We start from the raw sequence: 22280 nt of genomic DNA, 5'->3' as shown, positions 1-22280 counted from the left end.
TTCATGATCATGACGCGTGTTTTGTTCATCGCTCTAGAAATGAGTTGGACAAGATGAAAGCGATCAATGATAATTTTTGCATTGGGAAATAGCTCTTTGATGACAGTAACGTAGCCAGCGTTCATATCAATCGTGACGGTTTGAACGTTTTTTCTATCCTTCAAACTATAGTGCGTGATGAAATGATTTTTTAGCGTTCGACTATCCCGCCTATTTAGAATATCTAGGATATCTCCAGTCTCTGCATTGATATATTTAAAAGCCAGCTGCCTTTTCGCGTATTTAAATTCATCAAAAGATAGATGGCTTGGTAACGTTTTGTGATATGGTTTGAAAGCTTTGGCTCCATCAATCAAGATGCGTTGTACCGTAGCGCCAGATACACCGCAGTCTCTCGAGATACTTTTAATCGATTGTGCTTCTGCCGTTTTCACTAGAATCTGTGCCTTGGTGTTGGATGAAATGAAACAATGACGCTTCACGATCGGTGTTTCCGCTGTAAAGCTACGGCCACACGGTTTACACACGAATCGTTGCTTTTTTAATAATAAGTACACCGGATGAACGCCCATTGTAGGTATGGTGATTCGAGATTGTTGCGTGCCGTTTTTATAGATAGAAGCTCCTTCTTTTTTAATATGACAATGCGGACAATGTACTGCTTCATACGTTAATGTAGCATGGATGAACTTACACGTACGCCCTTTATATTCCTCTATCGTAATGCCCTCTCCATCGATATAAATATTTTTATCTTGAATATCTAACAGTTTTCTTGTAAAGTTTGTAATAGACAAGTGAGTTCCCTCCTAGGATTGGTTTTCGTCGACTTTTATTCTACAGGGAAACGCACTTGTTTTCTATTTTTAAAAGACATTTATGTGATAATAATATTCTTATAGTAAACATCTACTGTTGAAAGACGCAGAGCGGAGGAAATAGGCGCGACTCCTGCGGGAACAGCACGCGTCCGAAGATCCACTTGGTAAAGTGACTTTCTTTACCAAGTTAGCTGAGGCCGTGCCCGCGGAAAGCAAGCCTATTTCCGCAGCGGAATAAACATTATTCCTCGTCTTTGATAGATGTTAAGTAAAAATTACACCATCACTTCAATGTTAAATTTAAAAATGACGTTTGTGAGTTTTTTTACTCACCAACGTCATTTATTGTACAACCTTTTTATATTATAAGTGAAAATTGTCAATAGTTTTTAAGTTATTTGTATTATATTTGAATATTTATTAGGCATATATAAATTAGTGTTACTTTTTAGTTAAAAATCCATCTATTGTATCATATAATCGTTCAACGTATTGCACTAAATTGTGATATACTCTTACTGTAACATAATTTACAGTAATAAAATTGATTTTAATTTACTTAACTAGTTAAAGGAAGAATGAGGAGATGGCAGAAAAAAAAGTTGTTTCTATTGAAGATCGAATTCCTAAATTAAAAGAGGCGAGAAAAAAGAAAACAAACAGACGATTAATATTTTATTTATCGCTATTTTTTATTTTAATATCGATCATTGTGTATTTACAATCTCCGCTTAGTCAGGTGAAAGAAATTATTGTTAAAGGAAATAAATACATTGATGACAGTGTTTTGATTGAATTAAGCGAATTAACCAATGAAGTTAATTTTTGGAGTTTTTCTACAAAGACTCAAGAAAAGTTAATCCTAGCACACGATGAAATAAAAGATGTTTCCGTTAATAGAAAATTTCTGAATACTGTCGTAATAGAGGTAGAAGAATTAGAAAAAGTTGCTTATGTTAACAAAAAAAATCGACATTATCCACTTTTGGAAAATGGAGAATTATTAAATACTATTTCTCTAAAATCTTGGCAAGGTGACGCACCATTACTTGTTAATTTTTCAAAAGATGTGTACATAAAAGAAATAGCTAAAGAATTAAAGCTATTATCTAATGCTATTGCTTCGTTAATCTCCGAAATTTATTGGAGTCCTACAGAATCAAATGAGAATAAGGTGACTTTATTAATGAATGATGGGTTTGAAGTTGAAACAACTATCCGTCATTTTTCGAGATATATGAAGACATACCCCTCAATTGTGAATCAGTTGGAAGAAAACCAACAAGGAGTTATAACACTTGGAGAAGGTGGAGCAGTATTCAATCCAATTAAAGTTAAGTCCGAAAATCAGGAGGGTGAAAATGAAGCTACGAGGTAGACATATTGTCTTGTCACTTGTGCTTTTTGTTTTGGGCTTTCTTGCTGCTTATAGCTATCAATTGACAAAAGAGCACCCTCAGATCGTGCAAATGTCAGAACAGGAATGGGAAAAAGATTTCTTTTATCGTCAACAATTAATTCAACTTGAGGAAAAAAATAGAGAGTTACAAGATCAAGTGGATACCTATAGGAAAGACATTAATCAATTAGAACAAAAATTTGGCAATGAAGAAGCTGCAATTAAAAATTATGTAGAAGAGAAAAAGAAACTCCAGATGATTACTGGGGATTTACCAATTCAAGGTTCAGGTGTGAAAATATCGTTAAAAGACGCTGATTATATTCCATCTGAGGAAAATGCAAACCAATACATTGTTCACGACCGACATGTTCAATTAGTTATTAATGAATTATATAGTGCAGGTGCAAAGGCAATTGCAATTAATGGGCAACGAATTTACAAAGATAGTTTTGTCAATTGCGTCGGTCCGGTTATATCTGTAGATGGAAATCAATATCCTGCACCATTTGTGATTGAATCTATTGGCGATCCAGAAGTGTTACGAACGAGTTTAGAATTAACAAATGGTGTGATTGATATTTTAGTAAACGATAATATTGAAGTTAAATTAGAAGCAATTGAGCGCATACAAATGGATGCTAAAATAAGTTAAGTAAGGTGATTGTATTGTCATTAAAAAGTAAAATTATTGTATCCATTCTAACGATGTTTGTTGGATTTATGTTAGCCATTCAATTTCAAACAACAAATAGTTCTGATCAACGTGAAACAAGAGATATGTGGCAAGTAAGAGCACAATTGCAAGAAGAACAACAAGAACAGCAATCGTTAAATGAAAAATTGGACAAACTAGAATCTGTCTTTAAAGAATACGAAAAACAATCAGAACAAGAACAGATGGATGCATTAAAAAAATCAATTAAAGAACTGAAGAAAAAAGCAGGATTGTTAGAAAGAACAGATCGTGGTGTAAAGATAACAATTGATGGTATATTTATAGAATCACCACATGCTCAAGAATATCCAACAATTTCTCCAGAATTATTAAATCGGTTGATCAACGAACTAAATGCTTATGGAGCCAAAGATATTGCTATTGAGAATGAACGGATTGTCAATACCTCACCAATTCGATATGTTAATGGTAAAACGTATGTCAATAATCACGCTTTGCCTGATTTACCAATTAACATATTTGTCTTATCAGATAAACCTCAAAGATTAATTGATTATATGGAAGTGAGCCAATCTCAAGATGAATTTTCTATTGAAGATATGTCGATGGCGTTTACGTTAAAAGAAGAAATAACACTTCCAGCCTATCAGGAAACGATTAACTTTGACTCAGTTGAAGTCAATGAAGAAATAGGTGAAGAATAATGTGGTTACCAGCTATTTTTTTAGTTGTTGGTGTGGCACTAGGTCTATTAACAGACATTACAATTCCTGATCAATACTCAGATTATTTATCTATCGCTATACTCGCATCGTTGGATACTTTATTTGGAGGCGTCCGTGCCCATCTAGATCAAACGTTTGATCCGAAAATTTTAGTGTCAGGATTTTCATTCAATATTGGGCTGGCTGTTTTATTAACTTTTATTGGTGTGAAATTAGGAATTGACTTATATTTAGCTGCTGTGTTTGCTTTTGGTGTAAGGTTATTTCAAAATATTGCAATCATTCGCAGATATTTATTTCTACAAAAAAAAACAAAAAAACATGATATTTAATTGTTTCTAGACAGGAAAATGTTCGCTAAATGTAGAATAATGTAGTAAAGTTTAAAGAAGAGCTCTAATGCCTCTGATTTTATCCGGTATTAGAAATTTAGTGAAATATTTAAATCCATATTTTCTGGGTTTATTATGTTTCAATTATAATTTATAATAAAACTAATCTACTAATTTTTCAAAAACATGTTAAAATGATAGTTACATATATTAACAAACAACTATCAAACATGGTAGATGTGAAATGATAATTAATAATTGATTCATAATTTTATAATTTGTAACCTTAATGTAGGAGGTGCCTTGTTTGTGAACAATAACGAAATTTTAGTCAGCTTGGATATAGGTACATCAAAAATTAAAGTGATTATTGGTGAAGTGTTAAATGATTCTTTAAATATTATTGGCGTTGGTACAGCCAATTCCAATGGAATGAAAAAGGGCGCCATAGTAGACATTGATCAAACTGTTCAATCTATTAAAAATGCTGTAGAGCAAGCGGAGAGAATGGTTGATATGCAAATCGATCGTGTGATTGTTGGTGTGAATGGTAATCATGTACAACTTCAACCTTGTCATGGAGTAGTTGCTGTTTCTAGTGAGAATCGTGAAATTGGTAATGAAGATGTAACAAGAGTAATTGATGCAGCTCAAGTTATTTCCATTCCGCCAGAAAGAGAAATAATCGATGTTGTACCAAAACAATTTATAGTGGACGGTTTAGATGAAATTACTGATCCAAGAGGGATGATTGGTGTCCGGTTAGAAATGGAAGGAACGATTATAACTTGCTCCAGAACTATGTTACATAATGTATTAAAATGTGTTGAAAGAGCTGGTTTAGAAGTAATTGACATATGTCTGCAATCACTAGCAGCAGGAGCTATTGCACTATCAAAAGATGAAAAAAACCTAGGGGTAGCTCTAGTTGATGTAGGTGGAGGGAATACAACAGTAGCTGTATTTGAGGATGATCATCTAACTGCAACTAGTGTAATCCCATTAGGTGGAGATAACATAACAAAAGATATTTCTATCGGATTAAGAACTACTTCAGAAGATGCAGAAGAAATAAAAATGAAACATGGACATGCTTTTTATGAAGAAGCACGTGAAGAAGAAACTTTTGAAACTTCTATTATCGGAAGTGATCAAAAGCAAATATTTAATCAATTAGACATTTCTGATATGATTGAAGCAAGATTGGAAGAAATTTATACTTTTGCTGCCAGAGAAATAAAAAGAATGGGGTATTCTGAATTGCCTGGTGGTTTTGTACTTACAGGTGGTTGCATGAGAATGCCTGGTGTATTAGAATTGGCTCAGGATTTATTTCATGCTAATGTGCGTATTGCAATTCCTGATTATATAGGTGTTAGAGAACCACAATTTACTTCAGGAGTAGGGATTTTGAGATTTTCTTACCATAATGCAAAAATTCAAGGAAAGCAATTATCTGGCGCGGTATCCTTTACCGAATATTCCGATAAGAAGCCAGTGAAGCAAAAAAGAGCGGCGAAAACAGCAGCAAAAGCAGAAGAAAATAAACAACCAGCGAAGAAAAAAGACTCAGGAATTGCTAATTTATTTAAATACTTTTTTGATTAAATGTAAAAATTAGGTGTTCAAGCTTTTTATATATAATTGTTTGGACAAAAACCCCCTCATAAAGATAAAAATACATCAAGAAAACTAGTAAACTTGCAGATTAGGAGGAACAAACATGTTAGAGTTTGATACGGAAATGGATCAGCTTGCAACAATAAAAGTAATAGGTGTTGGAGGCGGTGGAAATAACGCTGTAAACCGAATGATTGAACATGGTGTACAAGGTGTAGAATTTATTGCTGTAAATACGGATTCACAAGCATTGAATTTATCAAAAGCTGAAGTGAAAATTCAAATAGGTACGAAATTAACTAGAGGTCTAGGTGCCGGTGCAAACCCAGAAGTAGGTAGAAAAGCTGCTGAGGAGAGTAAAGAGCAATTAGAAGAGGTACTACAAGGTGCCGATATGATTTTTGTCACTGCAGGAATGGGTGGTGGAACCGGTACTGGTGCCGCTCCAGTTATTGCGCAAGTTGCAAAAGAATTAGGTGCTTTAACGGTAGGTGTAGTAACACGTCCGTTTACATTTGAAGGAAGAAAACGATCTACTCAAGCGGTTTCAGGGATAGATGGATTAAAATCAAGTGTAGACACACTTATTGTCATTCCAAACGACCGTTTATTAGAAATTATTGATAAGAATACACCGATGCTTGAAGCTTTCCGTGAAGCGGACAATGTTTTACGCCAAGGTGTTCAAGGTATTTCTGATTTGATAGCTACACCAGGTTTAATTAACGTTGACTTTGCTGATGTGAAAACGATTATGTCTGACAAAGGTTCAGCGTTAATGGGAATTGGAGTAGCTACTGGGGAAAGTAGAGCAACAGAGGCTGCTAAAAAAGCAATCTCTTCTCCACTATTAGAAACGTCCATTGATGGAGCACATGGTGTGCTTATGAATATAACTGGTGGCACAAACCTAAGCTTGTATGAAGTCCAAGAAGCGGCAGATATTGTAACATCAGCAGCAGATCAAGAAGTAAATGTAATATTTGGTTCAGTAATAAACGAAAATCTAAAAGAAGAAATTGTTGTTACGGTAATTGCAACAGGATTTGATGAGTCTCAAATCGAGACTGCCCAACCAAAGAAACGTCCAATTGCTAATAAAAATACAGTTACAGGCGAAAAAAGACGTGAAACGGTTCAGCAAGAGTCACAAGAACAACAAAAATTTAAAGAAGAAGAGGATACATTAGATATTCCTACTTTCTTACGCAATAGAAATCGACGTAGATAAATTTAATTATATCAACTAAATTAAAAAAGGTTTCGATCAGTTATTAAACTTTGATCGAAACCTTTTTTTGATTATTTTTAAATGTTGTTCATTTCTCTTACTTACATAAGAATTAAAAATATACCTTTAATATCTAGATGAGATAAATAACGTAATAATCTTTTTCTTTTGACAATTTCACACGTAATTTCTTAAAAAATGTTAATAGTAAAAGACAATATTTGACAGACATTGGAATTAATTTTCGTTATACTAATCACAGTGAATAAGTGAAAGAGGGGGAATAGATAATTATCTACTTAGATGCAGTTTGGTTACTTAATATTTTGTTAGACTGGATGATATTGTTGTTAACAAAACATATGAGTAAAGTAAGTACGAAACATTGGACTATTTTTGTAGCTGCATTAGTCGCATCACTTTTTGTACCTATAACAATATTTTACCCTACCTCTATTTTACTTCATCCGATAGGAAAATTAGCTATGTCTATTTTAATTATTGTAATAGGGTTTGGCATAAAACACATTAAAATAACACTTCGCTTATTGTTTACATTTTATTTCGTTACGTTTGCATTAGGTGGATCACTTACTGCCATACATTTTTTTCTATCGAGTCCAGCTCAATTAGCACCGACTGGTATAGTAACGTGGAGCAGCGGCTTAGGCGACCCAATAAGTTGGTCATTCGTTATTATCGGGTTTCCCGTTGTGTGGATATTTACTAAAAATCGCTTGGACAAGCACACTTTAACACAATTTGAAGCAGAACAAATCATGCGTGTGTCATTTCATTATAACAATACTGTTATCTCAACAACCGGGTATGTTGATAGTGGGAACCAATTAATTGATCCATTTACTAAAAAGTACATTGTAGTTTGTGATTATTCAATTATTAAGCAGCTTTTTTCAGAAGAACAAATTAAAGAAATGAAAAAAGCTCAAGCTAGCTATCAATTCGAAAAATTGGGAGCCTATTTTACTAAGCCAATTGATATTGTTCCTTACCATGGTGTTTCAGGAGAGCCACAATTTATGTTAGCTTTTAAACCTGAAAAATTTACTATTTACTATGAAAAACAAAAAATTCTAGTTTCTAATGTCATTGTAGGGCTTCAATTTAGTCAATTGGCTACAGATGGAAGTTATCATTGTTTGCTACATCCAGCATTATTCAATCAAACTACTTTACAATTAGCTTAAGGGGGAAGAGGAAATGTTTAAAAAATGGCTGTTTTCTGTCAAACTACGTTGGTATAAGATTCGAATAAAATTAGGATTGAAACCAAAAGCAATCTATTATATTGGTGGGAGTGAAGCATTACCACCTCCTTTATCAAAAGAAGAAGAGCAAATATTATTAAAAAAATTACCTGATGGTGATAAAGCAGCAAGAGCTATGTTAATCGAACGAAACCTACGTTTAGTTGTATACATAGCAAGGAAATTCGAGAATACAGGGATAAACATTGAAGATTTAATTAGTATTGGAACAATTGGTTTAATTAAAGCAATTAATACATTTAACCTTGATAAAAAAATTAAGTTAGCAACATATGCATCTAGATGTATTGAAAATGAAATTTTAATGTATTTAAGGAAAAATAATAAGTTGAAATCAGAAGTATCCTTTGATGAGCCTCTAAATATAGACTGGGATGGGAATGAATTATTACTATCTGATATTCTTGGTACAGATGAGGATATAACAATTAAAGAATTAGATGCAGACGTTGATAAAAAGTTATTACAAAATGCTTTAGAACAATTAAATGAGCGTGAAAAGCAAATTATGGAACTACGATTTGGTTTAGTAGGAAATCAAGAAAAGACACAAAAAGATGTTGCCGATATGTTAGGCATATCTCAATCATATATTTCTCGTTTAGAGAAAAAAATTATTCGGAGACTTCAAAAAGAATTTAATAAAATGGTGTAAACCTTATTACTGTAGTATTAAAAGATTTTTCAATTGATATAAGGAAATTTTTCCTGCATAAAAGGTCTTCCTGGTGGTGATACTGTTCCATGAACAGCATCTCCAAACGGGAGGATATATCATGACAAAACATAAAGTTGAAATTTGCGGTGTTGACACCTCTACTTTACCAGTACTTAAAAATGAGGAAATGAGAAAATTATTTAAAGAATTGCAAAGTGGTGACTTGAGCGCACGTGAAAAATTAGTCAATGGGAATCTACGATTAGTATTAAGTATTATCCAGAGATTTCAAAACCGTGGTGAATATGGTGATGATCTATTTCAGGTAGGTTGCATCGGCTTAATGAAATCCATTGATAATTTTGATTTGAGTCAGAATGTTAGGTTTTCTACGTATGCAGTGCCAATGATTATTGGCGAGATTCGTCGTTACTTAAGAGATAATAATCCGATTCGGGTATCTAGATCATTACGTGATACAGCGTATAAAGCGCTACAAGTGAAAGAGAAATTAATGAGTAAATCATTAAAAGAACCAACGCCTATGGAGATCGCTAAGGAAATGGACGTGCCACATGCCGATATCGTTTTTGCAATGGACGCCATTCAAGACCCTGTATCATTGTTTGAACCGATATATAATGATGGTGGCGATCCTATTTTTGTCATGGATCAAATTAGTGATGATAAAGATAAAGAATCGAATTGGCTGGATCAAATATCTTTAAAAGAGGGGATGCATCGTCTTAATGAACGCGAAAAAATGATTTTAACAAAACGTTTTTTTCAAGGGAAAACACAAATGGAGGTTGCCGAAGAAATTGGTATTTCGCAAGCGCAAGTTTCACGATTAGAAAAAGCAGCAATGCAAGAAATGAACAAAGAAATGTTTGAATAATAAATAGCATAATTAAGCTTTTTTAACGCATATGATTTATTACGAATCAGATACACTACCTTATTTTAAGCGTGTATCTGTTTTCTTTTTTTACACAAACAATTTTTGAAAAAAAGATAAATTAGTACGTTGCGATGCATATAATCACTAATAAAAAGGTGGGGGTGTGATTATGGTTACGTTAACAAATATGCAGTTAAAAGAAATTATATTAGTGGAAAATGGTGAGAAAATAGGAATGATTGTTGATTTGGATATCGATGAGGAAAAAGGGAGAATAATACAGCTGGTGGTAGGTACTAAGAACAAAGTTATTCCTTTGTTTGGAAAGCAAGATGAACTGGTTATTCCGTGGGAAGATATCGTTACTGTCGGGTCGGATGTTATTTTGATTCGAACAAATAAACATAAGCGCAATTGAATAAACGGGAAAAAATGCGCAATTTACACATATTTCGATTTTTATAAGAATTTAATTCAATTATATGATAAAATAGTTAAAAATACGAAGGAGCAAATGATTTGGAACCTTTTATTCAAATTCATTCATCAATCGTTGGATTGAATGCATGGCATGAGGTCGATCCTAATTTAGTTGTTGGATTTACTACACGACATGGCGGTGTTAGTAAATCACCATATGATTCCTTTAATTTAGGATTGCATGTAAATGATAACCAACAAGATGTTTTAGCTAATAGAAATGTGTTAAGTCAACTATTAGCTTATCCGCTTAACAATTGGGTGATGGCCGAACAGACACATGGTACAAAAATTCATCTGGTTACATCAGCGGATAGAGGAAGCGGTGCATTAGATGTTGCAACAGCCATTCCAAATACAGATGGTTTAATTACTAAAGAAAAAAACATATTATTAGTAGCTATGTTTGCTGATTGTGTACCTCTTTATTTTTGGGATACATCTACGGGATGGATAGGTATTGCACATGCAGGATGGAAAGGTACAGTAAAACAGATGGCTGTCAATATGATTAAAAAACTGAAAGCACATGGAGCGAATATAGATACGCTCTATGTTGGTATCGGTCCATCAATTTCACAAACGAATTATGAAATTAATAATCATGTATTCAATCATATTCCTATAAGATTTCGTGAACAAGTAACCAAAAAAGTAAGTGATATGAATTATTTATTAAATCTTTCATCGTTAAACTATTATATGTTGATTGAACATGGTATTCAACCAGAAAATATATATCAATCACATCTTTGCACATATAGTGATCCATTATTTTTTTCATATCGTTATGAAAAAGGACAAACAGGTAGAATGTTAGGCTATATAGGTAAAAGGTGTAATTGAACCAACAGAAGGAGTAGTGTTAATTGAGTGTGCAAGCTAACTTAAAAGAGATACAAAAAAATATAAGTGACGCATGTGCGAAAGTTAATAGAGATACGAAAGAAGTGACGATTATCGGTGTAACGAAGTATGTCAGCATAGAACGTGCGGCTGAAGCAGTTGAAACCGGAGTTAGTCACTTAGGAGAGAACAGATTAGAAGGCTTAAAAGAAAAATCTAATCGTTTATCATTGAACAATGTTGTATGGCATTTTATTGGATCTTTGCAATCAAAGAAAGTGAAGCATGTAATAAAAGAAGTTGATTTTATTCACTCGCTTGATCGTTTATCTTTAGCAAAAGAAATAAATAAACGGGCCGATCAGCCAATTTCATGTTTTATACAAGTAAACACAAGCGGAGAGCAATCTAAGCATGGACTAGCCTCAACAGAAGTGATTGATTTTGTTCAAAAATTGCAAGCTTATCCGCAGATTCGTGTGGTTGGTTTGATGACGATGGCACCTTTAACTAATGACGAATCGTTACTACGAAGCACGTTCCGTCAGTTACGATTATTACGGGATGACGTTCAAAAATTGCATCTAAGCTATGCGCCTTGTTCTGAGTTATCAATGGGGATGAGCAATGATTACGCCATCGCTGTTGAAGAAGGTGCAACATATATTCGAGTTGGCTCAAATCTTGTTGGCTAAAGAGGTGAAAAAATGAGTTTTAAAAATAAACTAAAAACGTTATTTTCTGTTGAAGATGAATATGAGTATGAATACGTAGAAGAAGAACAAGAAGGGATAGAAAGTATGTCTCGTAGTGAAAAGCGTCAACCACAAAATGTAGTAAGTTTGAAATCAGTAAAAGCAACTGCAAAAGTAGTACTGTGTGAACCTAGGTCTTATGATGAGACACAAGAAATTGCGGATCATATTGTTAATCGACGCTCAGTAGTAATCAATTTACAAAGAGTAGATTATCAGCAAGCAAAACGAATTGTTGATTTTTTAGGCGGAACAGTATATGCTGTTTCAGGAGAAATGCAAAAATTAGGTCCGCATACTTTTCTTTGTACGCCAGATAATGTAGATGTTTCTGGAAGTATTACACAATTAGTAAGTGAGGAAGAAGATTTTGAACAAAGGTGGTAAATTATATGGGTTTGTATAGTATTATTATGAGTTTGATTAACTTATATAGTATGGCATTAGTCATCTATATACTTATGTCATGGTTTCCTGGAGCAAGAGAATCATCAATAGGAGAATTTTTAGCAAAAATTTGCGAACCTTATTTGGAGCCATTTCGTAAAATAATCCCTCCAATTGGTATGCTAGATATTTCACCAATTGTAGCTATTTTAGTATTGACTTATCTTATTCCAAATGGTGTCAGAGTGTTGTTTAGCTGGTTTATTTGGTAATAACAATTGGTATTATAGGTGAAGATGATGTAGGTGAGTAAATGGATATATACCAACATTTCAGAAAAGATGAACAACCGTTTATTGATCAAATGCTAACGTGGAAAGAACAAGTTGAGATACAACATAGAACCAAGTACAGTGATTTTTTAGATCCAAGGGAACAACAGATTTTAAAGAGTCTAATTGGAAATGATGAACAATTTGTTCTTGAATTTTTTGGTGGGGGAGAGCAATCGGAAAGACAACAAGCGATATTATCTCCTTATTACCAATCAATTAACTTATCTGATTTCCCAATTGTATTGTTACAAGCTAGTTATCCGAATAAATTTGTTACAATAAAACATCGAGATGTTTTAGGTGCATTTGTATCCCAAGGGTTAGCAAGGCGCAAATTAGGAGATATTGTCATTGATGAACATAATATTCAAATTGCAATAGCTGAGGATGTTGCTTCTTTTGTCGAATTGAATTTAAAAACGATAAAAAATGCATCAGTACAATGGGTTAACGTATCATTTGATCAAGCGATAATAAGTAAAGAGCAATGGTATGAACGACAAGCCGCAGTAAGTAGTTTGCGGTTAGACGTATTAATAAAAGAAATTTATCGTGTTTCTAGACAAGCAGCAGTACAAGCGATAACAAGAGGGTTAATTAAGGTCAATTTTAAAAAAGTTGAAAACCCTGCTTTTCATGTTCAATCTGGTGATACCTTTTCTTTTAGAGGGAAAGGGCGTAGTAGATTAATCGAATTATTAGGTCAATCAAAAAAAGGTAAATGGATGATTAGATATCATATTTTAAATTAATCAAGCAGGAATTTCTCTATAAATGTCGAAATGTAACTATAACGATGAAAAATACACAACACTTCATAAGGAGGTGGCCATTGTGCCATTGACACCATTGGATATCCATAACAAAGAGTTTACACGTGGTTTTAGAGGTTACGACGAAGATGAAGTTAATGAATTTTTAGATCAGGTAATTAAAGATTACGAATTAGTGATGCGAGAAAAAAAGGAATTAAAACAGCAAGTAGAGGATATGAAAGAAAGATTAGGACATTTCTCAACTATCGAAGAAACATTAAATAAATCGATTTTAATTGCTCAAGAAGCAGCTGAAGAAGTGAAAGGAAATGCTACAAAGGAATCGAAATTGATCATTAAAGAGGCTGAAAAAAATGCTGATCGAATTATCAATGAAGCATTACAAAAGTCTCGCCGTATTGCTATTGAAGTTGAGGAATTAAAAAAACAAGCAAAAGTATTCCGTATGCGTTTGAAAATGCTTGTTGAAGCTCAGTTAGAGTTAATTGAAAACGATGATTGGGATGGATTACTCGATACAGAGATGGATGATGTATATCTCGATCAAGAAGAGTCGAAAACAAATCATTATTAGTCCTTGACGTTTTTCGTATTTTTACATATAATTCATTCACATAAGGTGATAATAGAATTAATATATTGAATAGCAATGAAAGGGAGAGTAAAGTAAGAAATGCTGTTTAAGCGAGTTAGGAATTGGTGAAAGCCTAATACAGTTTCTTATTTGAAGATCACCCTGAAGCTTCTTATTTGAAAATTAGAGTAAAATGAGACGTCTACATCACGTTACGATGCTGAGTGGATGAAGGTAGATAACTATCTTCATTTATGAAGGGTGGTACCACGAGTCTTCTCGTCCCTTACAGGGATGTAGAGGACTTTTTTTATTTTTAAAATTGTAGTAATAGCATTGATTCAGTGATTAAGTGAGTGATTTATCTTTATCTAAGTGTAATCGAAAGTGCAAAATGATGATTCCGTCACCGTTTATACTTGAAAGCAAGTGGCAAGTGTACCCATAAAAAATCTAATTTTAAAAGTAAACAGGAGGAAACAAAATGGATTATAAAGATACGTTATTAATGCCAAAAACAGCATTCCCAATGAGAGGGAATTTGCCAAATAAAGAACCGAAAATGCAAGGAGAATGGGAAGAGAGCAATCTATATCAACAAGTACAAAAGCGTACAGAAGGAAGACCTTTATTTGTCTTACATGATGGACCACCTTACGCGAATGGTGACATTCACATGGGGCACGCGCTAAATAAAGTTTTAAAAGACTTTATCGTAAAATATAAATCAATGAGTGGTTTCCATGCACCGTATGTACCAGGATGGGATACACATGGACTACCAATTGAGCAAGCTTTAGCGAAGAAAAAAGTAAATCGCAAAAAAATGACTACAGCAGAATTTAGAACTAAATGTGAAGAGTATGCGTTGAAACAGGTAGATAATCAACGAACACAATTTAAGCAACTGGGTGTTCGTGGTGATTGGGAACATCCGTACATTACCTTAAATAAAGAATATGAAGCAGCACAAATTGAAGTGTTTGGTGAAATGGCTAAAAAAGGTTACATTTATAAGGGATTAAAACCTGTTTACTGGTCACCTTCATCTGAATCAGCGCTTGCAGAAGCTGAAATTGAATATCAAGATAAGCGCTCTGCTTCTATTTATGTAGCGTTTGATGTGAAAGAACCTGGTACATTACTAGATGGTGATGAGAAGTTCATTATTTGGACGACGACACCATGGACAATACCAGCGAACTTGGCAATTGCGCTTCATCCCGATCTTTCTTATGCAGTTGTAAAAGTAGCTGATCAGAAGTATATTGTTGCAGAAGATATGATTGATCAGATTGCGGAAGTATTAACTTGGGAAAATCCTGAAACTGTAAAAACGTTTAAAGGTAAAGATGCGGAGAAGTTAGTTGCTAAGCATCCATTATATGATCGTGATTCTCTTGTTATTTTAGGTGACCATGTAACAACAGAAAGTGGTACCGGTCTGGTTCATACTGCACCAGGACACGGGGAAGATGACTTTAATATCGCTAAGCAATATGGGTTGGATGTGCTATGTCCAGTAGATGAAAAAGGTGTGTTTACAGACGAAGCACCAGGATTCGAAGGTTTGTTTTATGATGCAGCAAATAAAGAGATTACACAAAAGCTTGAAGAATTAGGTGCATTACTACACCTTAACTTCATTACACACTCTTATCCACATGATTGGCGCACAAAAAAACCAACTATTTTCCGTGCGACAAATCAGTGGTTCGCATCAATTAAAGACTTTAGAGAAGATATTTTAGCTGAAATCAACCGAATTAACTGGTTGCCAAAGTGGGGCGAAACACGCCTGTATAATATGGTTCGTGATCGAGCAGATTGGTGTATTTCTCGTCAACGTACATGGGGTGTACCTATTCCAGTATTCTATGGCGAAGACAGAACACCAATCATTACAGATGAAACAATTCAACATGTGTCTAAATTATTTAGAGAGCATGGTTCTAATATTTGGTTTGAATGGGATGCAAAAGATTTATTGCCAGAAGGTTTCACATCAGAGCATAGTCCTAACGGTACATTCACGAAAGAAATGGATATTATGGATGTATGGTTTGATTCTGGTTCCTCGCATCAAGGTGTACTAGAAGAAAGGTCAGAATTACGTCGTCCTGCAGATGTTTATTTAGAAGGGTCTGACCAATACCGTGGTTGGTTTAATTCATCTATTTCAACTGCAGTTGCAGTGACAGGAAAATCGCCATATGAAACAGTAATCAGTCATGGATTTGCTTTAGATGGTAAAGGTCGTAAAATGAGTAAATCTGTCGGTAATGTAGTTGTACCGTCTAAGATTATGAAGCAATATGGTGCAGATATTCTTCGTCTATGGGTTGCATCTGTAGACTATCAAGCAGATGTACGAATCTCTGATGAGATAATCAAGCAAACTTCGGAAGGGTACCGTAAAATCAGAAACACATTCCGCTTTTTACTTGGAAACTTAGCAGATTTTGACCCGAAGAACCATGTAGTAGAGGATAATCAGTTGCAAGAAGTAGATCGCTATATGCTACTTCGATTACAACAATTAATTAAAAAGGTTACAAAAGCTTATGATGCGTATGATTTCTCTACTGTTTATCACGCCATTCATCATTTCTGTTCGATTGAATTAAGTGCATTCTATTTAGATTTTGCAAAAGATATACTGTACATTGAAGCTGAAGATAATGTTAGACGTCGAAGCATCCAAACGGTATATTATGAAATGATTACCAGCTTGGTGAAATTACTAACACCAATTCTTACACATACTGCTGAAGAAACATGGGGCTTTATTCCAGGTGTAGAAGAAGATAGTGCACAATTAACTGATATGCCAGTAGCTCGTGATATTGCTAACCAAGCGGATCTACAAGAAAAATGGGATCTATTTATGAATGTGCGTGATGATGTATTAAAAGCTTTAGAAGAAGCACGTGTTGAAAAGATCATTGGAAAATCTTTAGAAGCAAAATTAAAAATTGTTGCTAATAATGAACAAACAAAAAATCTTTTAGAAAACATTGCACATTTACACCAATTATTTATTGTTTCTGAAGTGGAGTTATCCTCTGAATTAACTGACGGAAAAGCTTATGAATATGTGACAGTTAAGGTTGAAAAGCATGAAGGTGAAAAATGTGAACGTTGCTGGGTAGCTGCTGATTCTGTTGGAGAAGTAGCTGAGCATCCAAGTTTATGTGTTCGTTGTGCTTCCATTGTCAGAGAACACTATCAAGATTAATTGTAAGCAACAGCTGCTATTAATCGTTTGAAAAATCTATATAAAATAAAAACGTCCAGCTCCATCTTAATAGATAGGGGCTGGACGTTTTTATGTTGCCTATGCATCTCTTCTGGCTTTTAAGTCATTCATAATGTACTTCATAATAATAAATCCAGTTAAGCCGCAAAGCATAATTAATATAGACATCGTTTCTTTAGAAAAAATTCCGCCTAGCGTAACGAAAAATGAACTAATCATCATGGAACCATTAAAAACTAAACCATACACAGCCATATAAGAACTTCGTTTATCATCTGTTGGTATACTTGCGAGGAAATCAGATTGGATTGGCACACGCATTAGCTCTCCAACGGTAGCGAGTATCATAAATCCAAATAATAACCAAACATTATCAAAAAAGCTTATACCAACATATCCAGCTGTGAAAATGGCAATAGACCATAAGAACGTGTTTCCTTCGTTGAAACGAGATATAAATTTTGTAATAAAAACAGTTAAAACAACAACGATAATTGTATTTTCAGATTTTAAGAAACCTACCATTTCAACGCCTGATACTCCAAAACCAAATATCTCTTGTACAGGCATATCATTATTTAACCGAATAGCAATATAATTTTCTAATTGATTTTCGATCGACTGGATAAGAAGACCAGCAATCACAAATAGAATAAATAGTTTATCTCCTGCGACATTTTTGTAACTATTAAACATTTGTTTTAGCACGTTTTTATTGTCGATCGTTTCAGATTTTTCCATCGTTTCGGAAATAAAAAAGATAATGAGTATGTTGGATGCAACGCTTGTTAAGGTCATCGTTAATAATAATTCAAATAAGTAATCATTAAAAGTTAATGCACCTAGTATTCCTCCTACTGCAAAGGCAAGATTGAAACTCCAATATAGCAACGCATAGACACCTTTTCGTTCGTTCGGCTTAGTAATATCAATAATCATAGCGTCACTAGCAGGCCCATCTAAACCAAAAGATGCTGTGATTAAAATAGCCATAAAAAATGTGATTTCAGGAGAAAGCCAAATCGAAGAGTTAGCGATTGTCATAATTGCAAAAGCAATCATACGGATAGTACTAGCTAAAACCATTAATTTCTTACGTCCAATCAAATCAGAATAATAGCCACCGTATAAACCTACAACTAAACTAATCAGTACGTTTGTAATTAGTAGGATCCCGGTTATTGTAGCACCAAAATAGTTTGCAAAATAAATAGCGATAAAAGGAAAGATTGCACCTGCTACCATATCTGTTAGAAAGATTTGACCGATTCTAATTTTTATATTTCTATGATAATTACGAAAAACATGCATAATTTTTTCTCCTTTTTCAACTTAGCAATCATTCAATGGGTAATACTGTTTTATAGCATATATTAATAATTATCTGGATAATACAGTCTCTGGTCGGATATTATCTCATACCCTACAATATAACAAAATTTCAACAGAAAAAACCTGATCGAAAAGAAAATATATTGATCACTAGTGTATTGTGCAATGGAATGAAGATTTACTTTATGGTAAAATGCATAAGAGTAAATTTAATCAGGAGACGGGGGAGACAGATGCGTTATTACATCATCGCATTGATCATTATTACGATTGATCAACTCACAAAGTGGTGGGTAGTTGCGAATATGGAATTAAGTGAAAGTATATCAATTATAGAAAATTTCTTTTATATTACATCACACCGTAATACCGGAGCTGCTTGGGGAATTCTTGCAGGACAAATGGGCTTTTTCTACATAATAACTTCTATTGTTATTGTTGTTATTGTATATTATATACAGAAATATGCAAAGGATAGTTTGCTAACGGGAATTTCGCTTGCTTTTATTTTAGGGGGAGCAATTGGTAACTTTATTGATCGACTTTTTCGTAAAGAGGTAGTTGACTTCTTTGATGTGTATATTGGTAGCTATGATTATCCGATTTTTAATATAGCAGATTCGACATTAGTTATTGGTGTAATACTTGTTTTTATTGCCACATTTATTGATGAAAAAAAGAAAGGAAATAAACAGGCATGACAAAAAAAGAATATATCGTTAAAGAAGAGGATCAAGGTATGCGGATTGATAAAGTATTATCAAACGTGTTGCCAGATACTTCTCGATCACAAATTCAGACATGGATTAAAGAAGGTTATTGTTTAGTTAATCAAAAGCAAGTAAAGGCTAATTATAATTGTTTAACAAATGATGTAATTAACTGGGAAGTTCCGGAATCAGAGCCAATTCATATTATACCAGAAAATATTCCACTAGAGATTATTTATCAGGATGAAGATGTTCTTGTTGTAAATAAACCAAGAGGAATGGTAGTTCATCCTTCAGCAGGTCATTCTAATGGTACGCTTGCAAATGCTTTAATATATCATTGTAAAGAGTTATCAGGGATAAATGGAGTCACTCGACCAGGGATAGTTCATCGAATCGATCGTGATACAAGTGGTTTGCTAATGATAGCTAAAAACGATCAAGTACATCAGCAGTTAGCAAAACAATTACAAGCAAAAACAGTTAAACGTTCTTACGAAGCAATTGTACATGGTGCTGTACCTCATGAATATGGGACAATTGAAGCGCCAATTAGTCGAGATACAAAAGATCGTCAGAAAATGGCTGTTATGTCAGGTGGTAAAGAAGCTGTTACCCATTTTGAAGTAATTGAACGTATTAGTGATCGATTTTCCTATGTGAAATGTGTGTTAGAAACGGGCAGAACACACCAAATTCGTGTGCATATGAAATATATTGGTTTTCCATTAGTCGGTGATCCAAAGTATGGACCAAGAAAGACATTAAAAATCGGTGGTCAAGCATTACATGCAAGAGAATTAGGATTTGAGCATCCTACAACAAAAGAATGGATGCATTTTCAAGTAGAGCCACCAAAAATATTCTTGGATACATTAGCAAAAGTGAAAGAATTACATTGACAAAAGAAACAATTAATGTAATAATCATTAGTAATTAAACGACCTTTAATAACAGTCCCGTGAGGCTGAAAAGGAAACGGTGAATATTACGATTATATGCGTATGTTTTAACCCTTTTCTTCTTACGGAGAAAAGGGTTTTCTACTGTTTGCATCGTAAAGGTTGATTATTACAAAAGGAGCGATAGTGTAATGAAACAAAAAGCAATTCTATTAGATCAAGCAGCTATTAATCGTGCGCTTACACGAATCGCACACGAAATATTGGAACGAAATAAAGGTGTAGATAACCTTATGCTTGTTGGAATCAAAACAAGAGGAGCACCATTAGCTAAAAGGCTACAAGAAAAAATTATCTCGATTGAAGATGTAAAGATACCAATAGGAGAAATTGATATTACATTGTATCGAGATGATTTAAGCCATGCTGTCGAAAATGAAGAACCGGAACTACATCACACGGATTTTCAAGAAAAAATCGCCAGTAAAAAGGTAATTCTAGTTGATGATGTATTGTATACAGGTAGAACGGTTAGAGCTGCAATGGATGCAATCATTGATCAAGGCAGACCGTCCCAAATTCAATTAGCTGTACTAATTGATAGGGGGCATCGAGAGTTACCAATCCGTGCAGATTATATAGGGAAAAACATTCCTACATCACAAAATGAAGTCATCATGGTAGCGTTAGATGAAACAGATCAAGAAGACAAAGTAAGTATTTTTGAAAAAGATAATTAACCTTTAATTAAGTCCAGAGAGACTTGCAAGGTTGCTATAGGATACGTGTAGGCTCAAATTACATGTGTACCTCTTTGCAACATTTGCAAAGAGGTTTTTTTATGGAGAGAAACAGAGGAGGAATTAGATTATGGCAAAATTAGATATGGTAATGGATATACGAGATGTCCCACCAAAATCAAAATGGTTTATGTTAAGTTTACAGCACTTATTCGCGATGTTTGGCTCTACAATATTAGTTCCGTTTTTAACAGGTTTACCACCTGCTGTTGCATTGATTTCAAGTGGATCAGGTACGTTAGCGTATTTGTTCATTACAAAAGGAAGGATACCAGCCTATTTGGGGTCAAGCTTTGCATTCATTGCGCCAATTGGCGCTGCCATTGGAGAAAGCGGGATTCCTGGAGCGATGATAGGAAGTTTTTTAGCAGGTTTAGTATATGGTATATTAGCCCTGTTAATTGGGTCTTTTGGGTTAGATTGGTTAATGAAAATTTTACCACCAGTTGTAGTAGGACCAGTGATCATTGTAATTGGATTAGGATTGGCGCCAACAGCAGTAGATATGGCGATGAATGTGGATGGAACCTATAGCGGAAAACACTTTTTAGTTGCTGTAGTAACACTTGCAATTACAATTATAGGATCATTATTTTTTAAAGGATTTTTCGGACTTATTCCAATCTTGATAGGTATTGTTTGTGGATATATCTTTGCCTTAATACAAGGCATTGTAGACACTTCTACCATACGTGCAACATGGGAATCGATTATTCATGCAGATTCAATCGGAGCATTCTTCGGGGCTGTGTTTGTACTACCTGAGTTTGTTATTCCGTTTAAAGACTTTAATCCATTTGATGTTTTTAGTTGGAGTATTTTCTGGATTATGGTACCAGTAGCTATTGTAACAATTGCTGAGCATATTGGTGATCAAATGGTGCTGTCAAAAGTAGCAGGAAAAAACTTTATAAAAGAACCAGGGCTACATCGTTCTATTTTAGGAGACGGTGTGGCAACAATAATTGCCTCCGTGTTAGGTGGACCACCTAACACGACTTATGGTGAAAATATTGGTGTACTTGCTATCACAAGAGTATTTAGCGTGTTTGTTATCGGTGGAGCTGCAGTACTAGCAATTACGTTTGGATTTATTGGAATTATCCCAGATATAATTAACTCCATACCTACAGCGGTAATGGGCGGTGTATCTATTCTTTTGTTTGGTATTATTGCATCTAGTGGACTCCGTATGCTCGTTGATAACCAGATTGATCTTGGGAATAATAGAAACCTAATTATATCTTCTGTTATTTTAGTCATTGGTATTGGTGGCGCACTAGTAAGAATTAATATTTCCGGAGTAAATATAGAAATAGCAGGTATGGCATTAGCTGCGATCATAGGTGTAGTTCTAAATCTTATCTTACCAGGAAAAGAATCTGGTTACGGCAATGGAAATATGTTCAAATCAGATGGGAATTAATTAAAGAGTAGGGACTGTCTTCTAAAGAAGAACAGTCCCTTAT

At 34.1% G+C, this 22280-nt stretch carries 23 protein-coding genes and 1 other annotated feature; of the genes, 21 read left to right on the top strand and 2 right to left on the bottom strand.

All coding sequences use genetic code 11. The annotated features are described in order from the left end of the window. The coding region (locus tag ACH6CY_RS01725) for an ISL3 family transposase (protein ID WP_374065482.1) at nucleotides 1–797 on the bottom strand (797 nt) is incomplete at its 3' end. Between the two features lie 610 nt (nucleotides 798–1407). Between ACH6CY_RS01725 and ACH6CY_RS01720 the strand changes: the two genes are divergently transcribed. From ACH6CY_RS01720 to ileS, 17 genes are all read left to right on the top strand, one after another. Next, a complete protein-coding gene (locus tag ACH6CY_RS01720; RefSeq protein WP_374065481.1) occupies nucleotides 1408–2199 on the top strand; it encodes a cell division protein FtsQ/DivIB in 792 nt (263 codons plus the stop codon). Beyond that, nucleotides 2183–2875 (top strand): DUF881 domain-containing protein, encoded by a 693-nt coding sequence (locus tag ACH6CY_RS01715; protein WP_374065480.1) that lies wholly within the window; start codon nucleotides 2183–2185, stop codon nucleotides 2873–2875. Before ACH6CY_RS01720 ends, ACH6CY_RS01715 begins: the two co-directional genes overlap by 17 nt. A 14-nt stretch (nucleotides 2876–2889) precedes the next feature. Then, nucleotides 2890–3603 (top strand): DUF881 domain-containing protein, encoded by a 714-nt coding sequence (locus ACH6CY_RS01710; protein ID WP_374065479.1) that lies wholly within the window; start codon nucleotides 2890–2892, stop codon nucleotides 3601–3603. After that, complete coding sequence (locus tag ACH6CY_RS01705; RefSeq protein ID WP_374065478.1) at nucleotides 3603–3956, top strand: small basic family protein; 354 nt, start codon at nucleotides 3603–3605, stop codon at nucleotides 3954–3956. Before ACH6CY_RS01710 ends, ACH6CY_RS01705 begins: the two co-directional genes overlap by 1 nt. A 309-nt stretch (nucleotides 3957–4265) precedes the next feature. Next, nucleotides 4266–5564, top strand: coding sequence for a cell division protein FtsA (gene ftsA / locus ACH6CY_RS01700; RefSeq protein WP_374065477.1), 1299 nt, complete (start codon nucleotides 4266–4268; stop codon nucleotides 5562–5564). Between the two features lie 115 nt (nucleotides 5565–5679). Then, entirely contained in the window at nucleotides 5680–6807 is a 1128-nt protein-coding gene (ftsZ, locus tag ACH6CY_RS01695; RefSeq protein WP_374065476.1) for a cell division protein FtsZ, read from the top strand. A gap of 287 nt (nucleotides 6808–7094) precedes the next feature. Then, entirely contained in the window at nucleotides 7095–8015 is a 921-nt protein-coding gene (gene spoIIGA, locus ACH6CY_RS01690; protein WP_374065502.1) for a sigma-E processing peptidase SpoIIGA, read from the top strand. Nucleotides 8016–8028: 13 nt separating this feature from the next. Beyond that, nucleotides 8029–8751: an RNA polymerase sporulation sigma factor SigE gene (sigE, locus tag ACH6CY_RS01685; RefSeq protein ID WP_374065474.1), complete on the top strand. Its 723-nt coding sequence runs from the start codon at nucleotides 8029–8031 to the stop codon at nucleotides 8749–8751. A 121-nt stretch (nucleotides 8752–8872) separates the two neighbouring features. After that, entirely contained in the window at nucleotides 8873–9652 is a 780-nt protein-coding gene (gene sigG / locus ACH6CY_RS01680) for an RNA polymerase sporulation sigma factor SigG (protein WP_374065473.1), read from the top strand. 172 nt (nucleotides 9653–9824) lie between these two features. Next, on the top strand, nucleotides 9825–10073 hold the full coding sequence (locus tag ACH6CY_RS01675; protein WP_374065472.1) for a YlmC/YmxH family sporulation protein: 249 nt from the start codon (nucleotides 9825–9827) through the stop codon (nucleotides 10071–10073). A gap of 101 nt (nucleotides 10074–10174) precedes the next feature. After that, nucleotides 10175–10981: a peptidoglycan editing factor PgeF gene (pgeF, locus tag ACH6CY_RS01670; protein WP_374065471.1), complete on the top strand. Its 807-nt coding sequence runs from the start codon at nucleotides 10175–10177 to the stop codon at nucleotides 10979–10981. Between the two features lie 23 nt (nucleotides 10982–11004). Beyond that, nucleotides 11005–11676, top strand: a complete 672-nt coding sequence (locus ACH6CY_RS01665; protein WP_374065470.1) for a YggS family pyridoxal phosphate-dependent enzyme — start codon at nucleotides 11005–11007, stop codon at nucleotides 11674–11676. A gap of 12 nt (nucleotides 11677–11688) precedes the next feature. Next, nucleotides 11689–12123, top strand: coding sequence for a cell division protein SepF (locus ACH6CY_RS01660; protein WP_374065469.1), 435 nt, complete (start codon nucleotides 11689–11691; stop codon nucleotides 12121–12123). A 5-nt stretch (nucleotides 12124–12128) separates the two neighbouring features. Then, on the top strand, nucleotides 12129–12395 hold the full coding sequence (locus ACH6CY_RS01655; RefSeq protein ID WP_374065468.1) for a YggT family protein: 267 nt from the start codon (nucleotides 12129–12131) through the stop codon (nucleotides 12393–12395). A 41-nt stretch (nucleotides 12396–12436) separates the two neighbouring features. Then, nucleotides 12437–13210 carry a YlmH family RNA-binding protein gene (locus tag ACH6CY_RS01650; protein ID WP_374065466.1) on the top strand — a complete coding sequence of 258 codons (774 nt, stop codon included), beginning with the start codon at nucleotides 12437–12439 and terminating at the stop codon, nucleotides 13208–13210. Between the two features lie 82 nt (nucleotides 13211–13292). Continuing rightward, nucleotides 13293–13808: a DivIVA domain-containing protein gene (locus ACH6CY_RS01645; RefSeq protein ID WP_374065464.1), complete on the top strand. Its 516-nt coding sequence runs from the start codon at nucleotides 13293–13295 to the stop codon at nucleotides 13806–13808. Between the two features lie 66 nt (nucleotides 13809–13874). Continuing rightward, nucleotides 13875–14098 (top strand) — a binding site (T-box leader). Nucleotides 14099–14292: 194 nt separating this feature from the next. Continuing rightward, nucleotides 14293–17046 carry an isoleucine--tRNA ligase gene (gene ileS, locus ACH6CY_RS01640; protein ID WP_374065463.1) on the top strand — a complete coding sequence of 918 codons (2754 nt, stop codon included), beginning with the start codon at nucleotides 14293–14295 and terminating at the stop codon, nucleotides 17044–17046. A 99-nt stretch (nucleotides 17047–17145) separates the two neighbouring features. Here ileS and ACH6CY_RS01635 read toward each other — a convergent pair whose 3' ends face one another. Then, nucleotides 17146–18378 carry an MFS transporter gene (locus ACH6CY_RS01635; RefSeq protein WP_374065462.1) on the bottom strand — a complete coding sequence of 411 codons (1233 nt, stop codon included), beginning with the start codon at nucleotides 18376–18378 and terminating at the stop codon, nucleotides 17146–17148. Nucleotides 18379–18632: 254 nt separating this feature from the next. Here ACH6CY_RS01635 and lspA point away from each other — a divergent pair, with 254 nt between their 5' ends. The 4 genes from lspA to ACH6CY_RS01615 all read left to right on the top strand — a co-directional run bounded on the left by lspA (nucleotide 18633) and on the right by ACH6CY_RS01615 (nucleotide 22237). After that, nucleotides 18633–19100 (top strand): signal peptidase II, encoded by a 468-nt coding sequence (gene lspA / locus ACH6CY_RS01630; protein WP_374065461.1) that lies wholly within the window; start codon nucleotides 18633–18635, stop codon nucleotides 19098–19100. Beyond that, on the top strand, nucleotides 19097–20011 hold the full coding sequence (locus tag ACH6CY_RS01625; protein ID WP_374065460.1) for an RluA family pseudouridine synthase: 915 nt from the start codon (nucleotides 19097–19099) through the stop codon (nucleotides 20009–20011). Before lspA ends, ACH6CY_RS01625 begins: the two co-directional genes overlap by 4 nt. Nucleotides 20012–20202: 191 nt before the next feature. Next, nucleotides 20203–20751, top strand: a complete 549-nt coding sequence (gene pyrR, locus ACH6CY_RS01620; RefSeq protein ID WP_374065459.1) for a bifunctional pyr operon transcriptional regulator/uracil phosphoribosyltransferase PyrR — start codon at nucleotides 20203–20205, stop codon at nucleotides 20749–20751. A gap of 130 nt (nucleotides 20752–20881) precedes the next feature. Then, nucleotides 20882–22237, top strand: a complete 1356-nt coding sequence (locus ACH6CY_RS01615; RefSeq protein WP_374065458.1) for a solute carrier family 23 protein — start codon at nucleotides 20882–20884, stop codon at nucleotides 22235–22237. The last annotated feature ends 43 nt before the right edge of the window (nucleotides 22238–22280 follow it).

The organism is Paraliobacillus sp. JSM ZJ581 (assembly GCF_044383835.1).
Lineage (GTDB): Bacteria > Bacillota > Bacilli > Bacillales > Amphibacillaceae > Paraliobacillus.
The sequence above is the reverse complement of the archived record's forward strand: the minus strand, read 5'-3'. Positions and strand labels throughout refer to the sequence as shown.